Raw genomic sequence first — 15,987 nt, forward strand, 5'->3', positions numbered from 1 at the left:
CATTATTCTCGTTTGCCTGCCGACAACCTGCCCAATCACTCGATTGGAATCAGGAGTCGCGATGCGCAAGGGTCCGTTGTGTCTGTTGTTGGTGACGTTGTCGATGGTGGCCCCGGCTCACGGTGAAGAAAGCGCCGAGGGCGGTAACTCGACGCCTCTGTCGCTGAGCGCCGGCAGCCAGATTGCCGAGTTGCAGCAACGCTTGAAGATAAGCGAGCAGCAACGAGAAGAACTGAACAAACAATTGCAAAATACCGATGGTGAACGCGAAAGCGCTCAACTGAGCCGGTTGCGCCAAGAGAATCAGCGCCTCAAGCTGCAACTCAAGGAAACGCAGGCCAGCAGCCCACTGCCGCGCCTGCTGACCGATCAGCAGCAGTGGTTTGTCATTGGAGCAGGAGTTGCGCTGTCGGCCCTGCTGTGCGGTATCTTCGCCAGTGGTGCCACCAGAAAACGTCGGCAATGGCTAAATTGAGTGATTCATGAGCGAGCTGTTACTAATTGATGATGACCAGGAGCTGTGCGAGCTCCTGAGCAGTTGGTTGAGCCAGGAAGGCTTTCAGGTCCGGGCTTGCCACAATGGCCAGAGTGCCCGCCGCGCGCTGGCCGAAACCTCCCCGGCCGCCGTGGTGCTGGATGTGATGCTGCCGGACGGCAGCGGCCTGGAACTGCTCAAGCAATTGCGCAGCGATCACCCGGACTTGCCGGTGCTGATGCTGTCGGCGCGCGGCGAGCCACTGGACCGCATCCTCGGCCTGGAACTTGGCGCCGATGATTACCTGGCCAAACCCTGCGACCCACGGGAACTGACTGCCCGTTTGCGCGCGGTGTTGCGCCGCAGCCATCCGGCGGCGGTGTCCAGCCAGATGGAACTGGGCGACTTGTGTTTCAGCCCGGTGCGCGGCGTGGTCAGCATCGATGAACAGGAGTTCACCCTCACCGTCTCCGAAAGCCGTTTGCTTGAAGCCCTGCTCAAGCAACCCGGCGAGCCTCTGGACAAACAGGAACTGGCGCAGATCGCCCTCGGCCGCAAACTGACCCTGTACGACCGCAGCCTGGACATGCACGTCAGCAACCTGCGCAAAAAGATCGGCCCACACCCCGACGGCCGCCCGCGCATCGTTGCCCTGCGTAGCCGTGGTTATTACTACAGCCTGTAGGAGCTGGCTTGCCAGCGAAGGCGTCTTCATTGTTTACGCATGGCTCACGGACCTCTTCGCCAGCAAGCCGGCTCCTACAGCGTGATGGTTTGTCAGCCACTGACAAAATCTTCTTTACCCAAGCTTTACGCTTCGCTGACCGCCGCTGACCTTGACCTGCGTAATCTGTACTCATCCGGAACGTACCGGGAACGAGACAAGGAGATTCACAATGCGCAAGACTCTTATCGCTCTGATGTTCGCCGCCACCCTGCCGACCGTTGCCATGGCCATGCCTGAAGGCAGCGGCCCGATGGACGGCTCGCACCACGGCGGTCAGATGCACGGCATGCACGGTAAAGGCCCGTACAGCCAGCTGGACCTGAGCCGCGAACAGCGCGAGCAGATTCGCAAGATCATGGGCGAACAGATGCACGAGCGTAAGCAACTGGTCGACAAGTACCTGGAAAAACTCTCGCCAGCCGACCAGAAAGCCATGAAAGACGAAATGGCGGCCAACCACAAAAAAGCCGAGGCCGAGGTGCGTGCCCTGCTGAAACCGGACCAACAGAAGCAATTCGACGAGATCCAGAAAAAACAGGCTGAGCGTCGCGCCGAATGGGCTGAGTTCAAGGCCTGGAAAGCGCAACAACCGCAAAAAGCGCAATAATGCGCTAACCCGGACCCGACGGCTCAACCCCGTTGGGTCTGATACCACCCCAATCCAAATGTGGGAGCGAGCTGTGGCGAGGGGGCTTGCCCCCGTAGGAGTGCGAAGCACTCCCAAAATCTTCGACCATTACCGAGATTTTGGGAGTGCTTCGCACTCCTACGGGGGCAAGCCCCCTCGCCACAGCTCGCTCCCACAGGAATTTGTGTTTGTGTGAGGACTTTCTGTGCGTTCATTGTTCTGGCGTATTTTGGCCAGTTTCTGGCTGGCCATCGCTCTGGTGGCAGGGCTGTCCATGCTGTTGGGGCACATGCTCAATCAGGACGCGTGGATTCTCAGCCGCCATCCGGGCCTCAATACACTGGCCGAACAGTGGACACAAACCTACGAATCCCAGGGTGAAGAAGCTGCTCAGGACATTCTGGAACAGCGCAAACGTCAATATCACATTGACGTTCAGGTGTTGAACGAGAGCGGCGACCCGGTGGTGCGAGGCACCTTCCCTCGTCGCGCGGCGGCGTTTGAAGCTCGGCAGAACAACGATGATCGGCGTCTGCCTTGGCGTCGTTTGACGGCGGAGTACACCAGCGAAAAAACCGGCGACACCTACCTGCTGATCTACCGCATCCCTCACCCGGAACTGGATTCATGGCACCGCGAAAGCCTGCTGTGGCCATTGAGTGCGCTGGGCATTGCCTTGGTGGTGCTGACCTTGTTCAGCTTGTTCGTCACGCTATCGATCACCCGCCCGCTCAGCCGTTTGCGTGGCGCAGTGCATGACCTGGGACAAACCACTTATCAGCAAAACAGCCTGGTGAAACTGGCCAACCGACGCGATGAATTCGGCGTGCTGGCCAACGACTTCAATCGCATGGGCTCGCGCCTGCAAAGCCTGATCGGCAGTCAGCGGCAATTGCTTCGCGATGTGTCGCATGAACTACGCTCCCCGCTCGCCCGCCTGCGCATCGCTCTGGCATTGGCGGAGCGGGCCAACCCTGAAGAACGTGAAAAGCTCTGGCCGCGCCTGACCCGCGAATGCGACCGGCTGGAAGCGTTGATCAGCGAAATCCTGGTGCTGGCGCGGGTCGATGCTGATAACGCCAGCGCCGAAGAGGTCGACCTGAATGCGTTGCTCAACACGCTGCAAAAGGAGGCGCAACTGGGTTCACCAGAGCAGCACGTGCGCCTTGAGGCAGAGCCGCAATTGAACCTCAAGGGCTGGCCGACGATGATCGAGCGTGCCGTCGACAATCTGCTGCGCAACGCTCAGCGCTTTAACCCGGTCGGGCAGTCGATCGAAATGCAGGCCGTGCGTCAGGGTGAGCGCATTGTGGTCAGCGTGCGTGACCATGGGCCGGGCGTAAACGCCGAGCATTTGCACCAGTTGGGTGAGCCCTTTTATCGAGCACCTGGGCAAACGGCGGCCGGGCACGGTTTGGGCCTGGCGATTGCGCGCCGCGCAGCGGAACGACATGGCGGAAGTCTGGTGCTGGCCAATCATCCGCAGGGCGGGTTTGTGGCCAGCCTGGAATTACCGTTGGTGCCGGGGGCCGTCGTCCAGCCATAAATGCAATGGTGATGCTTAAAGATCGCAGCCTCGTTTCACTCGACAGCTCCTACAGATGTACACATATCTCTGTAGGAGCTGTCGAGTGAAACGAGGCTGCGATTCTTTTGACCTTCAGGATTTAGCGGGCCAGGCGCTGACGAATTCGGCGAGGTCGACTTTCTCGGCCACGCGCGGTTCTTTCTGCGGCGTGCCGAGGTAAAGGAACGCAATCACTTCTTCCCCTTCAGCCAAACCCAGCCCTTTGGCCACATGCGCCGAATACGCCAAGTCACCGGTGCGCCACACCGCGCCAATCCCTTGCGCATATGCCGCCAGCAAAATCCCATGAGCCGCGCAGCCCGCTGCCAGCCGTTGTTCGGATTTCGGGTATTTGACGTGATCCTGCACCCGCGCAATCACTACCACCACCAATGGCGCACGCAGTGGGCCGTTGCGCGCCTTGTCCAGTGCCGCTTCAGACACCTCGGTGTCTTGCAACCTCGCCGCTTCGGCCAGCAACTCGCCCATTTGCTCGCGCGCCGCGCCCTCGACCGTCAGAAAGCGCCAAGGCTGCAAATGGCCATGGTCCGGGGCGCGCGTGGCCGCGCAAAACAGCACTTCGCGCTGCGCAGCAGTCGGTGCCGGATCGATGAGTCGTGGAACGGAAACACGGTTGAGCAAAGCGTCGAGAGCCTGCATCGGCCACCTCCTGAAAAAATGTTTGGCTATTCTATCTGCAAGTGCGCAAGCGGCGTCGGTTTACATGCCCTGCCCTGCAGGTAGAATGGCGCCCCTCCCACAATAGCCCGAGCGGACTTCATGGCGTTGCCGACCTTACGGATTATCGGTTTTATCATCGGCATCTTCCTGATCACGCTGGCTATCGCCATGGTCGTGCCCATGGCGACCCTGGTCATTTTCGACCGCACCCAGGAGCTACCATCGTTCCTGTGGTCGAGCATGATTACCTTTGTCGCAGGCCTGGCGCTGATCATCCCCGGGCGTCCCGAACATATCCACCTGCGTCCTCGGGACATGTACCTGTTGACTGTCAGCAGTTGGCTGGTGGTGTGCATCTTCGCCGCGCTGCCGTTTTTGCTGGCTCAGCACGTCAGTTTCACTGACTCGATCTTTGAAAGCATGTCCGGCATTACCGCCACCGGTTCGACGGTACTCAGCGGCCTGGACACCATGTCACCCGGCATTTTGATATGGCGTTCGCTGTTGCACTGGCTCGGCGGCATCGGCTTTATCGGCATGGCGGTAGCGATTCTGCCGCTGCTGCGTATCGGTGGCATGCGCCTGTTTCAGACCGAGTCGTCGGACCGCTCTGAAAAAGTCATGCCCCGTTCGCACATGGTGGCGCGTCTGATCGTGGCGGCCTACGTCGGCATCACCATTGTCGGTAGCCTGGCGCTCTGGTGGGCCGGGATGAGTCTGTTTGATGCGATCAACCACGCGATGTCAGCGATCTCCACTGGCGGCTTTTCCACGTCGGACCAGTCGCTGGCCAAATGGACGCAACCGGCGGTGCACTGGGTGGCGATTGTCATCATGATTCTCGGCAGCCTGCCCTTCACCCTGTACGTAGCAACCCTGCGCGGCAATCGTCGGGCATTGATCAAGGATCAGCAGGTTCAGGGCTTGCTCGGCATGTTGCTGGTGACCTGGCTGGTGCTCGGCACCTGGTACTGGTGGACCACCCAACTGCATTGGCTCGAAGCCTTGCGGCATGTGGCGTTTAACGTGACATCGGTGGTCACGACCACTGGTTTCGCGCTGGGGGACTACAGCCTGTGGGGCAATTTCTCGCTGATGCTGTTCTTTTACCTGGGCTTTGTCGGCGGTTGCTCCGGCTCGACGGCCGGCGGGATCAAGATTTTCCGCTTTCAGGTTGCTTACATCCTGCTCAAGGCCAACCTTAACCAATTGATTCACCCGCGTGCGGTGATCAAGCAGAAGTACAACGGTCACCGTCTCGACGAAGAAATCGTGCGTTCGATCCTGACCTTTTCGTTCTTCTTCGCCATCACCATCTGCGTCATCGCGCTGCTGCTGTCGCTGCTCGGCGTGGACTGGATGACCGCCCTGACCGGTGCGGCCAGCACCGTGTCCGGCGTCGGGCCGGGGTTGGGTGCGACCATCGGGCCGTCGGGTAACTTTTCGTCGTTGCCGGACGCCGCCAAGTGGATTCTGTCGTTCGGCATGCTGCTGGGCCGACTGGAGATCATTACGGTGTTTGTTCTGTGCATTCCTGCGTTCTGGCGACACTGACCTGCGCCGCCGCTCCGGTCATGTGCGCCCGGTACTCGCCGGGGGTTACGTCGAACCAGCGGCGGAAGGCGCGGAAGAAATTGCTCGGATCGGCGAACCCCAGCAGGTAGGCAATTTCCAGCAGGGTCATGGCGGGCTGGGCCAGGTATTGCTCGGCCAATTCGCGTCGCGTGTCATCGAGCAACGTCTGAAAACTGGTGCCCTCTTCCTGCAAGCGTCGCTGCAAGGTGCGTTGCGACAGGTGCAGCGTCTGCGCCACCGTTTCGCGCTTGGGTTCGCCCTGTGGCAGCAGACGGCACAACACCTGACGCGCCTTGTGCGTCACGCGGGTTTCGGAGAACCGCGCCAGGTACTCGCCGGCAAACCGGTCATGCAACAGCGCCATCGCCTCGTTGGCAGTGGGCAGTGGCGCTTCCATGTCGGCACGTTCGAAGATCAATGCGTCGTAAGGTGCGTTGAACACCAACGGCGCATGAAAGGCTTGTTTATAGGGTTCGAGGTCAGCAGGCTCATCGCCCTGCACCAACACCTTGCGCGGTTGCAAGGTACGCCCGGTCAACCAGCCGCATAACGCCAGCGCACAGGCCATTGAAGCTTCAGCGCTTTGCCGGGTCGGCGGCAGGTGATCGCCGTGGACCGTCAGAATCAGTGCATAACCCTCATCCAGCAGACAGAAACTCAGGTCGGCACTTTCGGCAATGATCCGCTGATAGCGCACCAGTCGCTGAAAGCCTTCGGCCAGGGTCTTGCTGGACATCAACGCGTAACCCGCGACATGGAAGGAGGCCGGTCGCACCACCTTGCCCATATTCAGTCCTATTGCCGGGTTACCGGACAGCTCAACCGCGCGCTGCCACAGTCGCGTCATGGAGTCTTGCGGGAAACGCGCATCCGGATCATCCAGTGATGCGTAGTCGAGCCCTAGCTGCTGGAACAGAACCCGGCAATCCAGGCCGTCCATCTCCAGTGCTTTGACAATCCCCATCGCCCAGCTTGAAGAAGTCGTTCGTTCGCTCATGGCGTTTACTTACTGTTCAGTGAGCCGTCTGACGCGGCTGGTTTTCGAAGGATACTAAAGTGGCGCCCATTGTCACTGGCTGATGCCATTGATCACTCTAGACTCAAATAAGCTACCCGCAGCACAACTTGCAATCAGAACAATAACCACAGAGATCGCAGTCGTGGAAAACATCAAACGTTTCAACAGCTTCGCTGAGTTCTACCCGTATTACCTCAGCGAACACAGCGACAGCACTTGCCGACGACTGCACTTTATCGGCACCACGCTGGTCATTTTCATTCTGACCCTGAGCATCGGCAAAGGCGCATGGCTGATGTTATGGGCCCTTCCGCTGGCGGGTTACAGCTTCGCCTGGGTCGGGCATTTCTTCTTTGAGAAGAATCGACCTGCCACCTTCCAACATCCTCTTTATAGCCTGCTCGGCGACTTTGTCATGTACCGCGACATGATTCTGGGCCGCGTGCCGTTTTAAGCACCGTGAACAAGAAGAGAATAGCCGATGAATGCCAACGCCCGTTTCACCCACATGAAGGATGGGACACAGGAAGACTGGGCGATCATCGCCGCAGACTTCAGTGCCTACGCGAAACAATTGCCGGCACGAATTGTGGCGCACCTGAAGTTGCTGGAGGGCGATTTTGGTGGCTTCCCGGTCGACCGTCTCACCCACTCCCTGCAAACCGCCAGTCGTGCCTGGCGCGATGGCCGTGACGAGGAGTATGTGGTCTGCGCGCTGCTGCATGACATTGGCGACACGCTGGGTTCCTACAACCATCCGGACATTGCGGCGGCGATTCTCAAGCCATTTGTCAGCGCTGAAAATCTTTGGATGGTGGAAAAACACGGGATTTTCCAGGGCTACTACTTCTTCCATTACTTGGGCATGGATCGGCATCTGCGCGAGCAGTTCAGCGAGCATCCGCAGTATCAGGCGACTATCGAGTTTTGTGCCAAGTACGATGCGGCGGCGTTTGACCCGGCGTATGAAAACCTGCCACTGAGCTTCTTTGAACCGATGCTGGAACGGTTGTTTGCGCAGCCGAAGAACTCGATCTACAAGGCAGCGATGCAAGAACATTCGCCCACCTGATAGACCTCAGGGGACCCTGTGGTGAGGGGGCTTGTCGGACCGCCGCACCGCCCCGTTGGGGTGCGAAGCGCCCCCAAAACCATTCAACCGGTAGTATCAGACAGACCCTATGCACCGGTTTACGACGGCTTCGCCGCCGAGCGGGGGCAAGCCCCCTCGCCACAGAAAAGCTAAACCTATGCCGGTTCGGCGACCTTGATGGCCCTCAACTCCGCCTCCCGCGCCTGCGCATCCGCCAGGCGATACAACTCGATCGACCCGTCCCAATGCTCGATCAGCGCCGTACACGATTCCACCCAATCCCCGCAATTGAGGTAATCCACCTCGCCGACCTTGCGAATCTCGGCATGGTGAATGTGCCCGCACACCACGCCATGCAACTCGCGTTTCACACATTCGTGAGCGATGGCTTCCTCGAAATCGCTGATGAAACTGACCGCGGTTTTCACCTTGTGCTTGAGGTACGCCGACAACGACCAATAACCGTAGCCATAACGCGCACGCCAGTGATTGAGCCAGCGGTTGAGGGTCAGGGTGAATTCGTAGGCCGAGTCCCCCAGAAAGGCCAGCCAGCGGTGATACCGGGTGATGACATCGAACTGATCGCCGTGGATCACCAGCAGATGACGGCCATCGGCGGTTACGTGCACGGCCTCGTCCACCAATTGGATGTTGCCCAGAATCAGCCTGGAATAACGACGCAGGAATTCGTCGTGATTGCCGGTCACGTAGATGACTTCAGTGCCGCGCTTGCTCATGGTCAGCAAACGACGGATCACATTGGTGTGCGCTTGAGGCCAGTACATGCCGCCGCGCAGCTTCCAGCCATCGATGATGTCGCCGACCAGGTAAATTTTGTCCGCGTGATAGCCCTTGAGAAACTGCGACAGGTGCTCGGCCTGGCAGTCCCGAGTGCCCAAGTGCACATCAGAAATCCACAAAGTCCGCACACGTTGCTTACGACTGGGTTTGGCGAGCTCGGCGCTGGTCATGGGCAACCCTCTGCGATAGTTTTTCCAAGCGTGCGCCGGTCGGGTTAATTGACCATGACAGTGTTGAGTCATTCCTGTGACAACCATGGGCCGGTGTAGACTGGCCCCATCTTGCCCAGGAGAGCGGTGATGAGACCGATCCTCACACTACGCCAGTACACCGACGACCTGATCGTCCACAGCCACGACCACGCCCAACTGGTGTTTGGCTTATCGGGTGCGCTGGATTTCGAAGTCGACGGGCGTGGCAGTCAGGTGGTGCAGCAGAGTTTTGTGGTGGTGCCGTCCGGTTTCCATCATGCCTGCGGCAGTAGCAATGGCAGCCGTTGCCTGGTGCTCGATGTACCGAGCGATCAATGGGTTTCACAGTCGCTTGGCGAGCATGCCGAGGCCAGTCGCCGTCTGCTCGATAACGCCGGACGCTTGCCGCTAGATGCCGGGCAAAGCCAATTGGTCAGTTGGCTGGCGGGCAGTCAGGTTAACGATCCGTTGATCGCGCAACAAGGCGCGGTGCTGTTATTGGCCAGCCTCAATAACGCCACGCCGGCCAGTGTCGGGAGGCGGCGCCTGCCGTATGCGGCTTTGAATGCGCACATCGACCAATACGCGGCCTACCCACTGCAAGTGGCGGATCTGGCCCGCGTGGCCGGGTTGTCCAGCGCCCGGTTGCACGCACGATTTGTCGCCGAATGCGGGCAGACACCGATGGATTACATCCGCAGTCGGCGACTGCATATCGCGGTGGGATTGCTGCGGGAAACGCCGTTGCCCATCGGCGAGATTGCCAGTCGGGTCGGTTACAGCTCTCAGAGTGCCTTCGCCGCTGCCGTGCTGCGCGAGTTTCGCGCCTCCCCCGGCAAACTGCGGCGCGAGGCTGGCGACAAATGATGCGAGTCTGACGACAGACAGGCGTGCCGCCGGCCCCCTAGACTGCACCTCTGTTGGTTGTATTGATCAAGGATTGCAATGACTCCCCGTACCGCCCTTAGCGCCCTGCATATCGGTGCATTGATGTTTGGCCTGACCGGTGTGTTTGGCAAACTCGCCGCCGCCTCCCCTGCTGTCATCGTCTTTGGCCGCGCCGCGTTTGCGGTCCTGGCATTGACGGTTTTTGCACGTTTCGCCAGTAACACCCGTTGGCGCACGCTTGAAGGCGTGGACTGGCGCCGCCTGTTGCTCGGCGGTTTGCTGCTGGCCGGGCACTGGGTGAGTTTCTTTATTGCGGTGAAGGTGGCGGGAGTGGCGATTGCGACCCTGGGCTTTGCCAGCTTCCCGGCGTTTACCGTGATCCTCGAAGGGCTGATTTTCCGCGAGCGGATTCGCGCCAATGAAATCCTGCTGGTCGTGGTGGTGAGCGTCGGGCTGGTGCTGGTCACACCTGACTTCGATCTGGCGAGCGGCGCAACCACGGGCCTGCTCTGGGCCGTCGGCTCCGGGTTATTGTTTGCCCTGCTGTCACTGACCAACCGGGCCAGCTCCGGACGAATCCCGCCGGTGCAGGCCGCGCTGTGTCAAAACGTGGTGGTCGCGTTGTGCCTGCTGCCCGTGGCGGCTCCCCAATTGAGCGAAGTGCGCGGCATCGACTGGCTGTGGATCGGTCTGCTCGGCGTGTTCTGCACCGGCGTCGCACACAGTCTTTTCGTCGCCAGTCTGGCGGTGATCAAGGCACGCACCGCTGCAGTGGTGTTCGCCCTGGAACCGGTTTACGGAATCACCGTGGCCTGGTTGTTGTTCGATGAAAACCCGACGCTGCGGATGCTGATCGGCGGCGCGCTGATCATCGTCGCGATCGTGGTCTCCAGCAGGCTGTCGGGTGGTTCAAGTAAAAAGACCGTGGCGGCTGAAGCGGCGTCTCACTGAGTGCGATCGTTGTGGCCCAGGTCGCGGTCCGGATCGATCTGATCGCGGACCCGCTGCTTGAGCACCTTGGCCTCGGGAAAACCACCATCGGCCTTGCGTTCCCAGAGCTGCACGTCGTCACAAAAAATATGGAACACCCCACCCGTGCCGGGCACCAGCGACACTTTGCCCAAGTCGTCACCGAAGGTGCTGAGCAGTTCCTGGGCCAACCAGGCGGCACGCAACAGCCATTGGCATTGCGTGCAGTAGGTGATGATGATTTCCGGTTTGTGCGCGGTCATGTTGGATCCTTCAGTTTCAGGTTAAGCGGTTCAAGTTCCAGTGACTGGCCGGCATTGCTGAATTCGTCGAGGAAGCCGTCATCCAGTGACGGCGAACTGTCGAAAGGGCTGACCAGATCCCAACTTGAATCCATCGACACATCATCCAGGTTCAACTGGTACTCGTCGTTAGACATTGCGTTCACTGGCACGACAACCAATGGTGCCGCACTGTTCGGTTTTGGGTGGCTGGCGCGCAAATCCTGAAGTTTTAGTGGGTCGAACCCGGCGCCTTGCAAGCAGTTTTCCTCTATCGCGCCCGCTGGATCAAGCATCGGCTCCGGCGGTGATGGCAAATCGGGAGAAGCTTTGGGCAATGCAAGAGCCTGCTGGCGTCGATGACGACGAAGGATTAACCCCAACAGTGCCAAAGCCACCAGCGCCAGCAGCCCGATGATCAACCACCCGTTGCTGGCTTGCGGCTCCTCGACAACGACAGCGACGGGCGTAGCGGTCTCGGTGGCCGCTGGCTTGAGCTCAGCCAACCGGGTTTGCAGTTCGGTCACCTGCTTTTTCTGACCGGCGATCTGCTCGTCTTGAGCCGTAAGCTTCGCATTCAATTCATCGACGGTTTTTTGCAGTTGCTGGTTTTGCAGCACGCTGGCAGCCAATTGTTCGGCAACAACGGGATCGCTCACAGGGGCGGCGACAGGTTGAGCCGCGACCGGCGTTGAGGCGGGCTCCTTGATGGGGTTTGATGACGCATTGGCCGGCTGGACGGCAGGAAATCCAGAAGACGGAGGCTCGGCGACTGGCTCATCAGCGACGGGATCGACCTCCTCCGCGTCCGGTGGATCAATCAGTACTGTGTATTCGCGTAGCAAACGCCCGTTGGGCTGATTGAGCTGCACCACGAAATCCAGATAAGGTTCCTTGACCATTTTGCTGGAGGTCACCCGAATCACACTTCGGTTGCCGCGCAGGATGGGTGTGAACTTCAGATTATTGAGGAACAACACCCGCTCGACGCCGGCGCGGTTGAATTCATCCGCTGTCGCCAGGCTGACGGACAACTCGCCCTCCTCCAGGCCACCGACATCCACCAGGGCGATGTCGGCACTCAGCGGCTGATTCAGCGCAGAGTGGAGTGTGATGTCGCCCAATCCCAACGCAGGCGTCAATGCCGAGTAGGAGATAGCGCCACCGAGCAAAAGCAACCTGGCACCACACTGCAAAACCAATCGCCAACTCTCGAACATGAGCATCCCTTAAATACGGAACCAACCTGTGCGTGTTCGCACATCCGTTACGAACACGATATTGCCAGGTAGTTCTTTATAGTCCGCCCAACGGGGTATCTCAAAAGTCCGGCGAGTGGTTATGCCTCAAGATTTTTCCAGGTTGGCCAGAATGTGCCCGTGAACCCGCATACAGACCTGTAGATCCGCTTCATCGACGCCGGCGAAGAGCTCGCGGCGCAGTTGCGTGGCAATGGTTTCAATTTGTTCGATCAGGGGAAGGGCCGGCGTGCAGAGGACAATTTTTTTGGCCCGGCGGTCTTCCAGCACGGCTTGGCGCTGGACCAGGCCCTGGGTTTCCAGGCTGTCGAGCAAACGGGCCAGCGTCGGCCCTTCTACACCCACGCTTTGGGCCAGCTCACGTTGGGTGGGGGCTTCGTCGAAACGTGCCAGATGCAGCAGCACCAGCCAGCGTGCCTGGGACAGTCCCAGTCCAGCGAGACGACGGTCCAGCTCGGCACGCCAGCCACGAGACATATGGGCCAGTTGCATGCCAAAGCGGTGTTGATCGGTTAACGGCATAAAACACTCATGATCAGACTGAAATAAGTAAAACCTAATTATTAGTCAGCTAAGCATGACCGTTGGCTTGAGGCAAGGCTCGGTCTGTAGTGAATCGTTACATCAACCTACGAGACGGCTTAAACCTCAAACTCGGATTGCAGGGCGGCACGCACACAATACAAAACGCCTTCCGGCACTCTGCCGGCAAACAACGCCGCAATCTCCGAAACCGCTGGCAACTCACCTTCGCCGTCGAGGAACGCATCCTGGACTTCGCCCATCAATTCTTCCGGCAAATCCAACGCCTGCTCCAGCGACAGCTGCTGCTTGCCAATCGCTTCGGCGAGCATGGTGTAGACGTTCTTTTCCGAGCATTGCAGTTGACCGGCGATTTGCAGCGGCGTCATGCCAGCACGGGCCAGGGTGATCAGTTCGTGGCGCACGTCGGCCACGACTTTCGGTGCCTCGACCTGACCGCCAAGCACTTCGAGGAAGGCCTCGCCGTAACGCTCGAGCTTGCGGGCGCCGACGCCGCTGACGGTGGCCATTTCCGACAACGAAGTCGGCTGGCTGCGGAGCATTTCCAGCAGTGTCGAGTCGGGGAAGATGACATACGGCGGCACGCCATGTTCTTCGGCCAGTTTGCGCCGCAAGGCACGTAGCGCCTCCCACTGCTCGCGCTCTTCGCCACGCACCAGTTGGCTCGCCTGGCTCTTGCTGCTTTTGGTAGTGGTTTGCGGCTTGAGGTCGCGGCGCAGCTCCAGAGTCACTTCGCCCTTGAGCAGCGGCCGGCAAGTGTCGCTCAGGCGCAAACCGCCGTAGCCTTCGAGGTCGATATCGGCCAGTCCACGGGCAACCAGCTGGCGGAACAGGGAGCGCCATTCACTCTCGCCCATCGCTTTGCCGACACCAAACACTGACAGATGTTGATGACCAAAGCTGCGGACCTTTTCGTTGTCCTTGCCCAGTAGCACATCCACCAAATGCCCGACGCCATAACGCTGGCCGGTGCGGTAAATCGCCGAAAGCGCCTGACGGGCCGGCTCGGTGGCGTCCCAGGTCTGCACGCCGTCGACACAGTTGTCGCAATGGCCGCACGGCTCGGGCATGTCTTCGTCGAAGTAGGCCAGCAGCGTTTGGCGACGGCAGCGGGTTTCTTCGCAGAGCGAGAGCATGGCATCGAGTTTGTGTTGCTCCAGGCGTTTGTGGCGCTCGTCGCCTTCGGAGTTCTGCAACATTTGCTTGAGCATCACCACGTCTTGCAGGCCGTAGGCCATCCAGGCATCTGCCGGCAGACCGTCACGACCGCCGCGACCGGTTTCCTGGTAGTAAGCCTCCAGGGATTTCGGTAAATCGAGGTGAGCGACAAACCGCACATTGGGCTTGTCGATGCCCATGCCGAAGGCCACGGTGGCGACCATGATCAGGCCTTCCTCGTTGAGGAAACGCTTCTGGTGGTGGGCTCGGGTTTCGTTGGGCAAACCGGCGTGATACGGCAGCGCCGGGAAGCCTTGTTCGCTGAGGAATACAGCGACTTCGTCGACTTTCTTGCGCGACAGGCAGTAAACGATGCCGGCATCGCTGCGCCGCTCGGCCAGGAACGCCAGCAATTGCTTGCGCGGCTGCTCCTTGGGCACGATGCGATAAAAAATGTTCGGGCGATCGAAGCTCGACAGAAAGCGTTCGGCGTCCTGTAGATGCAGGCGATCGACGATTTCTTCGCGGGTGCGCTTGTCGGCGGTGGCGGTCAGGGCGATGCGCGGGACGTTAGGGAATAACTCGGCCAATTGCCCTAGTTGCAGGTATTCACGACGGAAATCATGACCCCACTGGGACACGCAGTGCGCTTCGTCGATGGCGAACAGCGCAATTTCAAGGCTTTGCAGGAAGGCCAGCATGCGCGGCTGGACCAGACGCTCGGGCGCCAGGTAGAGCATCTTCACTTCGCCGCGTTTGATGCGGGCCGCCAGGTCGCGCTGTTGTTCGGCGCTCAGCGTGGAGTTCAATGCAGCGGCAGCGACGCCCAGCTCTTCGAGGGTGGCGACCTGGTCGTCCATCAGCGCGATCAGCGGCGACACCACCACCGCCAGGCCTTCACGCAGCAGCGCCGGCACCTGGAAGCACAAGGATTTGCCACCACCGGTAGGCATCAGCACCAAGGCGTCGCCGCCACTGGCCACGCGCTCAATGATTGCACCCTGACGGCCACGAAAACTGTCGTAGCCGAAGATGTCCTTGAGGACGCGTTGAGCCTGTTCGAGCATAAAAACTCCAAAAATCACAAAAACATCCCTGCAAGGCTGGTTCAGAACCACGCAAGCTGCACCGACAAATCGTAAGTGCGCATTGCATGACGCTGCACATTTCAGCCGCGACGCCAGCAGGGCATCACAAAACGCGCGAGTATACCCGAGCCCTCCCTTGCACAGGGCACCGCTGATAAGACACATCAAGCCAATGCAACAAAGAACCCTGTGGGAGCGAGCTATGTGGTGAGGGGGCTCGCCCCCGTTCGGCTGCGTAGCAGTCGTAAAACATTGCACGCGGAATATCTGATACACGGCGATTGCAGGTTTTGGGGCCGCACCGCGACCCAACGGGGCGATGCGGCGTTCCGACAAGCCCCCTCACCACATAGCTCGCTCCCACAGGGAATGCGGTGCAAATATGCCGTGCGGCTGGTCTGAGCGCTCAAGAAGGCCTAGAATTCCCGCATCGAACATTCCCCAAGGTAGCCCTTTAATGTCCTTCGCTGAGCAACTAACCCGTTTGCAAGTCTTCCTCGACGCCGACGAACTGCATGACGAGGCGCTGGACTACGTGGCCGCCCACGGCTACCTCACCGCCCTGTCAATCTGTTCCGAAACGGTACCTGACCGTGAATGGATCGATGCCCTCTTCGCCGAAGAGCCGCACTACGCCGACGACACCGAGCGTGAAGCCATCGAATCCACCCTGCTGGCCCTCAAGGCTCACATCGCCCGCCAACTGGCGTCCGACGAAGAGTTCGAGCTGCCATGCGACCTGGACCTGGGCGAAGAGCCGGATGATTCCGACCTGCGTGGCTGGTGCATCGGCTTCATGGAAGGCGTGTTCCTGCGCGAAGCAGCCTGGTTCGAAACCGCCGAAGACGAAGTCAGCGAAATGCTGCTGCCGATCATGGTCGGTTCGGGCCTGTTCGACGAACAGCCTGAGTTCGAAGACATCGCCAAAGACGCCAACCTGATGGACGACATGATCGTGCAGATCCCGGAAGCCCTGACCGCGTTGTACCTGCTGTGCCAGGCGCCAGACGAAAAACCGGCGATCCTCAAGCCACGCCACCACTAA

17 protein-coding genes are annotated in these 15,987 nt (G+C 59.7%); 10 read left to right on the forward strand and 7 right to left on the reverse strand.

What is annotated here, in order from left to right; all coding sequences use genetic code 11:
- The first annotated feature begins 61 nt into the window (after nucleotides 1-61).
- The 4 genes from ACWGZX_RS06350 (at nucleotide 62) to ACWGZX_RS06365 (ending at nucleotide 3,376) form a co-directional block, all read left to right on the forward strand.
- The gene (locus ACWGZX_RS06350) at nucleotides 62-475 is read left to right on the forward strand and encodes a translation initiation factor 2 (protein WP_452627702.1); all 414 of its coding nucleotides are present in this window, start codon (nucleotides 62-64) and stop codon (nucleotides 473-475) included.
- A 7-nt stretch (nucleotides 476-482) separates the two neighbouring features.
- Nucleotides 483-1,160 (forward strand): response regulator transcription factor, encoded by a 678-nt coding sequence (locus ACWGZX_RS06355; protein ID WP_095196442.1) that lies wholly within the window; start codon nucleotides 483-485, stop codon nucleotides 1,158-1,160.
- Between the two features lie 211 nt (nucleotides 1,161-1,371).
- Complete coding sequence (locus tag ACWGZX_RS06360; RefSeq protein WP_452627703.1) at nucleotides 1,372-1,809, forward strand: Spy/CpxP family protein refolding chaperone; 438 nt, start codon at nucleotides 1,372-1,374, stop codon at nucleotides 1,807-1,809.
- Between the two features lie 226 nt (nucleotides 1,810-2,035).
- Nucleotides 2,036-3,376 carry a sensor histidine kinase gene (locus ACWGZX_RS06365; RefSeq protein WP_452627704.1) on the forward strand — a complete coding sequence of 447 codons (1,341 nt, stop codon included), beginning with the start codon at nucleotides 2,036-2,038 and terminating at the stop codon, nucleotides 3,374-3,376.
- A 114-nt stretch (nucleotides 3,377-3,490) separates the two neighbouring features.
- On the opposite strand, the gene ACWGZX_RS06370 is transcribed toward ACWGZX_RS06365, so the two are convergent.
- Nucleotides 3,491-4,057 (reverse strand): nitroreductase family protein, encoded by a 567-nt coding sequence (locus ACWGZX_RS06370; protein WP_452627705.1) that lies wholly within the window; start codon nucleotides 4,055-4,057, stop codon nucleotides 3,491-3,493.
- A 120-nt stretch (nucleotides 4,058-4,177) separates the two neighbouring features.
- On the opposite strand from ACWGZX_RS06370, the gene ACWGZX_RS06375 reads away from it, so the two are divergent.
- Nucleotides 4,178-5,632 (forward strand): TrkH family potassium uptake protein, encoded by a 1,455-nt coding sequence (locus ACWGZX_RS06375; protein ID WP_452627706.1) that lies wholly within the window; start codon nucleotides 4,178-4,180, stop codon nucleotides 5,630-5,632.
- On the opposite strand, the gene ACWGZX_RS06380 is transcribed toward ACWGZX_RS06375, so the two are convergent.
- Nucleotides 5,589-6,650 (reverse strand): AraC family transcriptional regulator, encoded by a 1,062-nt coding sequence (locus ACWGZX_RS06380; protein ID WP_452627707.1) that lies wholly within the window; start codon nucleotides 6,648-6,650, stop codon nucleotides 5,589-5,591. The two genes, ACWGZX_RS06375 and ACWGZX_RS06380, sit on opposite strands and share 44 nt — an antisense overlap.
- Nucleotides 6,651-6,813: 163 nt before the next feature.
- Between ACWGZX_RS06380 and ACWGZX_RS06385 the strand changes: the two genes are divergently transcribed.
- Nucleotides 6,814-7,125, forward strand: a complete 312-nt coding sequence (locus ACWGZX_RS06385; protein ID WP_452627708.1) for an Mpo1-like protein — start codon at nucleotides 6,814-6,816, stop codon at nucleotides 7,123-7,125.
- 27 nt (nucleotides 7,126-7,152) lie between these two features.
- A complete protein-coding gene (locus tag ACWGZX_RS06390) occupies nucleotides 7,153-7,743 on the forward strand; it encodes an HD domain-containing protein (RefSeq protein ID WP_452627709.1) in 591 nt (196 codons plus the stop codon).
- A gap of 176 nt (nucleotides 7,744-7,919) precedes the next feature.
- Here the strand turns inward: ACWGZX_RS06390 and ACWGZX_RS06395 are convergent, their stop codons facing one another.
- Nucleotides 7,920-8,735, reverse strand: a complete 816-nt coding sequence (locus ACWGZX_RS06395; RefSeq protein WP_452627710.1) for a UDP-2,3-diacylglucosamine diphosphatase — start codon at nucleotides 8,733-8,735, stop codon at nucleotides 7,920-7,922.
- A gap of 129 nt (nucleotides 8,736-8,864) precedes the next feature.
- On the opposite strand from ACWGZX_RS06395, the gene ACWGZX_RS06400 reads away from it, so the two are divergent.
- Together ACWGZX_RS06400 and ACWGZX_RS06405 are read left to right on the forward strand one after the other, a co-directional pair.
- A complete protein-coding gene (locus tag ACWGZX_RS06400) occupies nucleotides 8,865-9,623 on the forward strand; it encodes an AraC family transcriptional regulator (RefSeq protein ID WP_452627711.1) in 759 nt (252 codons plus the stop codon).
- Nucleotides 9,624-9,701: 78 nt separating this feature from the next.
- Nucleotides 9,702-10,595 carry a DMT family transporter gene (locus ACWGZX_RS06405; RefSeq protein ID WP_452627712.1) on the forward strand — a complete coding sequence of 298 codons (894 nt, stop codon included), beginning with the start codon at nucleotides 9,702-9,704 and terminating at the stop codon, nucleotides 10,593-10,595.
- Here ACWGZX_RS06405 and ACWGZX_RS06410 read toward each other — a convergent pair.
- The 4 genes from ACWGZX_RS06410 to recQ all read right to left on the reverse strand — a co-directional run bounded on the left by ACWGZX_RS06410 (nucleotide 10,589) and on the right by recQ (nucleotide 14,921).
- Complete coding sequence (locus ACWGZX_RS06410; RefSeq protein WP_452627713.1) at nucleotides 10,589-10,876, reverse strand: SelT/SelW/SelH family protein; 288 nt, start codon at nucleotides 10,874-10,876, stop codon at nucleotides 10,589-10,591. The genes ACWGZX_RS06405 and ACWGZX_RS06410 overlap by 7 nt on opposite strands.
- Nucleotides 10,873-12,114, reverse strand: coding sequence for a type IV pilus assembly protein FimV (locus tag ACWGZX_RS06415; RefSeq protein ID WP_452627714.1), 1,242 nt, complete (start codon nucleotides 12,112-12,114; stop codon nucleotides 10,873-10,875). The genes ACWGZX_RS06410 and ACWGZX_RS06415 overlap by 4 nt, the downstream gene beginning before the upstream one ends.
- Nucleotides 12,115-12,240: 126 nt before the next feature.
- Nucleotides 12,241-12,675 (reverse strand): MarR family transcriptional regulator, encoded by a 435-nt coding sequence (locus ACWGZX_RS06420; RefSeq protein WP_452627715.1) that lies wholly within the window; start codon nucleotides 12,673-12,675, stop codon nucleotides 12,241-12,243.
- Between the two features lie 119 nt (nucleotides 12,676-12,794).
- Nucleotides 12,795-14,921 (reverse strand): DNA helicase RecQ, encoded by a 2,127-nt coding sequence (gene recQ, locus ACWGZX_RS06425; RefSeq protein ID WP_452627716.1) that lies wholly within the window; start codon nucleotides 14,919-14,921, stop codon nucleotides 12,795-12,797.
- Nucleotides 14,922-15,399: 478 nt separating this feature from the next.
- Here recQ and ACWGZX_RS06430 point away from each other — a divergent pair, with 478 nt between their 5' ends.
- The gene (locus ACWGZX_RS06430) at nucleotides 15,400-15,987 is read left to right on the forward strand and encodes a UPF0149 family protein (RefSeq protein WP_008156162.1); all 588 of its coding nucleotides are present in this window, start codon (nucleotides 15,400-15,402) and stop codon (nucleotides 15,985-15,987) included.

The sequence above is a fragment of the Pseudomonas sp. CLCA07 genome (assembly GCF_053615335.1).

Excerpts from the sequence above, each read along its gene's own strand:
- ACWGZX_RS06355 (WP_095196442.1), top strand. The coding sequence starts at position 483 with ATGAGCGAGCTGTTACTAATTGATGATGACCAGGAGCTGTGCGAGCTC.
- ACWGZX_RS06410 (WP_452627713.1), bottom strand. The coding sequence starts at position 10,876 with ATGACCGCGCACAAACCGGAAATCATCATCACCTACTGCACGCAATGC.
- ACWGZX_RS06370 (WP_452627705.1), bottom strand. The coding sequence starts at position 4,057 with ATGCAGGCTCTCGACGCTTTGCTCAACCGTGTTTCCGTTCCACGACTC.
- ACWGZX_RS06400 (WP_452627711.1), top strand. The coding sequence starts at position 8,865 with ATGAGACCGATCCTCACACTACGCCAGTACACCGACGACCTGATCGTC.
- ACWGZX_RS06350 (WP_452627702.1), top strand. The coding sequence starts at position 62 with ATGCGCAAGGGTCCGTTGTGTCTGTTGTTGGTGACGTTGTCGATGGTG.
- ACWGZX_RS06430 (WP_008156162.1), top strand. The coding sequence starts at position 15,400 with ATGTCCTTCGCTGAGCAACTAACCCGTTTGCAAGTCTTCCTCGACGCC.
- ACWGZX_RS06360 (WP_452627703.1), top strand. The coding sequence starts at position 1,372 with ATGCGCAAGACTCTTATCGCTCTGATGTTCGCCGCCACCCTGCCGACC.
- ACWGZX_RS06405 (WP_452627712.1), top strand. The coding sequence starts at position 9,702 with ATGACTCCCCGTACCGCCCTTAGCGCCCTGCATATCGGTGCATTGATG.
- recQ (WP_452627716.1), bottom strand. The coding sequence starts at position 14,921 with ATGCTCGAACAGGCTCAACGCGTCCTCAAGGACATCTTCGGCTACGAC.
- ACWGZX_RS06380 (WP_452627707.1), bottom strand. The coding sequence starts at position 6,650 with ATGAGCGAACGAACGACTTCTTCAAGCTGGGCGATGGGGATTGTCAAA.
- ACWGZX_RS06390 (WP_452627709.1), top strand. The coding sequence starts at position 7,153 with ATGAATGCCAACGCCCGTTTCACCCACATGAAGGATGGGACACAGGAA.
- ACWGZX_RS06395 (WP_452627710.1), bottom strand. The coding sequence starts at position 8,735 with ATGACCAGCGCCGAGCTCGCCAAACCCAGTCGTAAGCAACGTGTGCGG.
- ACWGZX_RS06420 (WP_452627715.1), bottom strand. The coding sequence starts at position 12,675 with ATGCCGTTAACCGATCAACACCGCTTTGGCATGCAACTGGCCCATATG.
- ACWGZX_RS06415 (WP_452627714.1), bottom strand. The coding sequence starts at position 12,114 with ATGTTCGAGAGTTGGCGATTGGTTTTGCAGTGTGGTGCCAGGTTGCTT.
- ACWGZX_RS06375 (WP_452627706.1), top strand. The coding sequence starts at position 4,178 with ATGGCGTTGCCGACCTTACGGATTATCGGTTTTATCATCGGCATCTTC.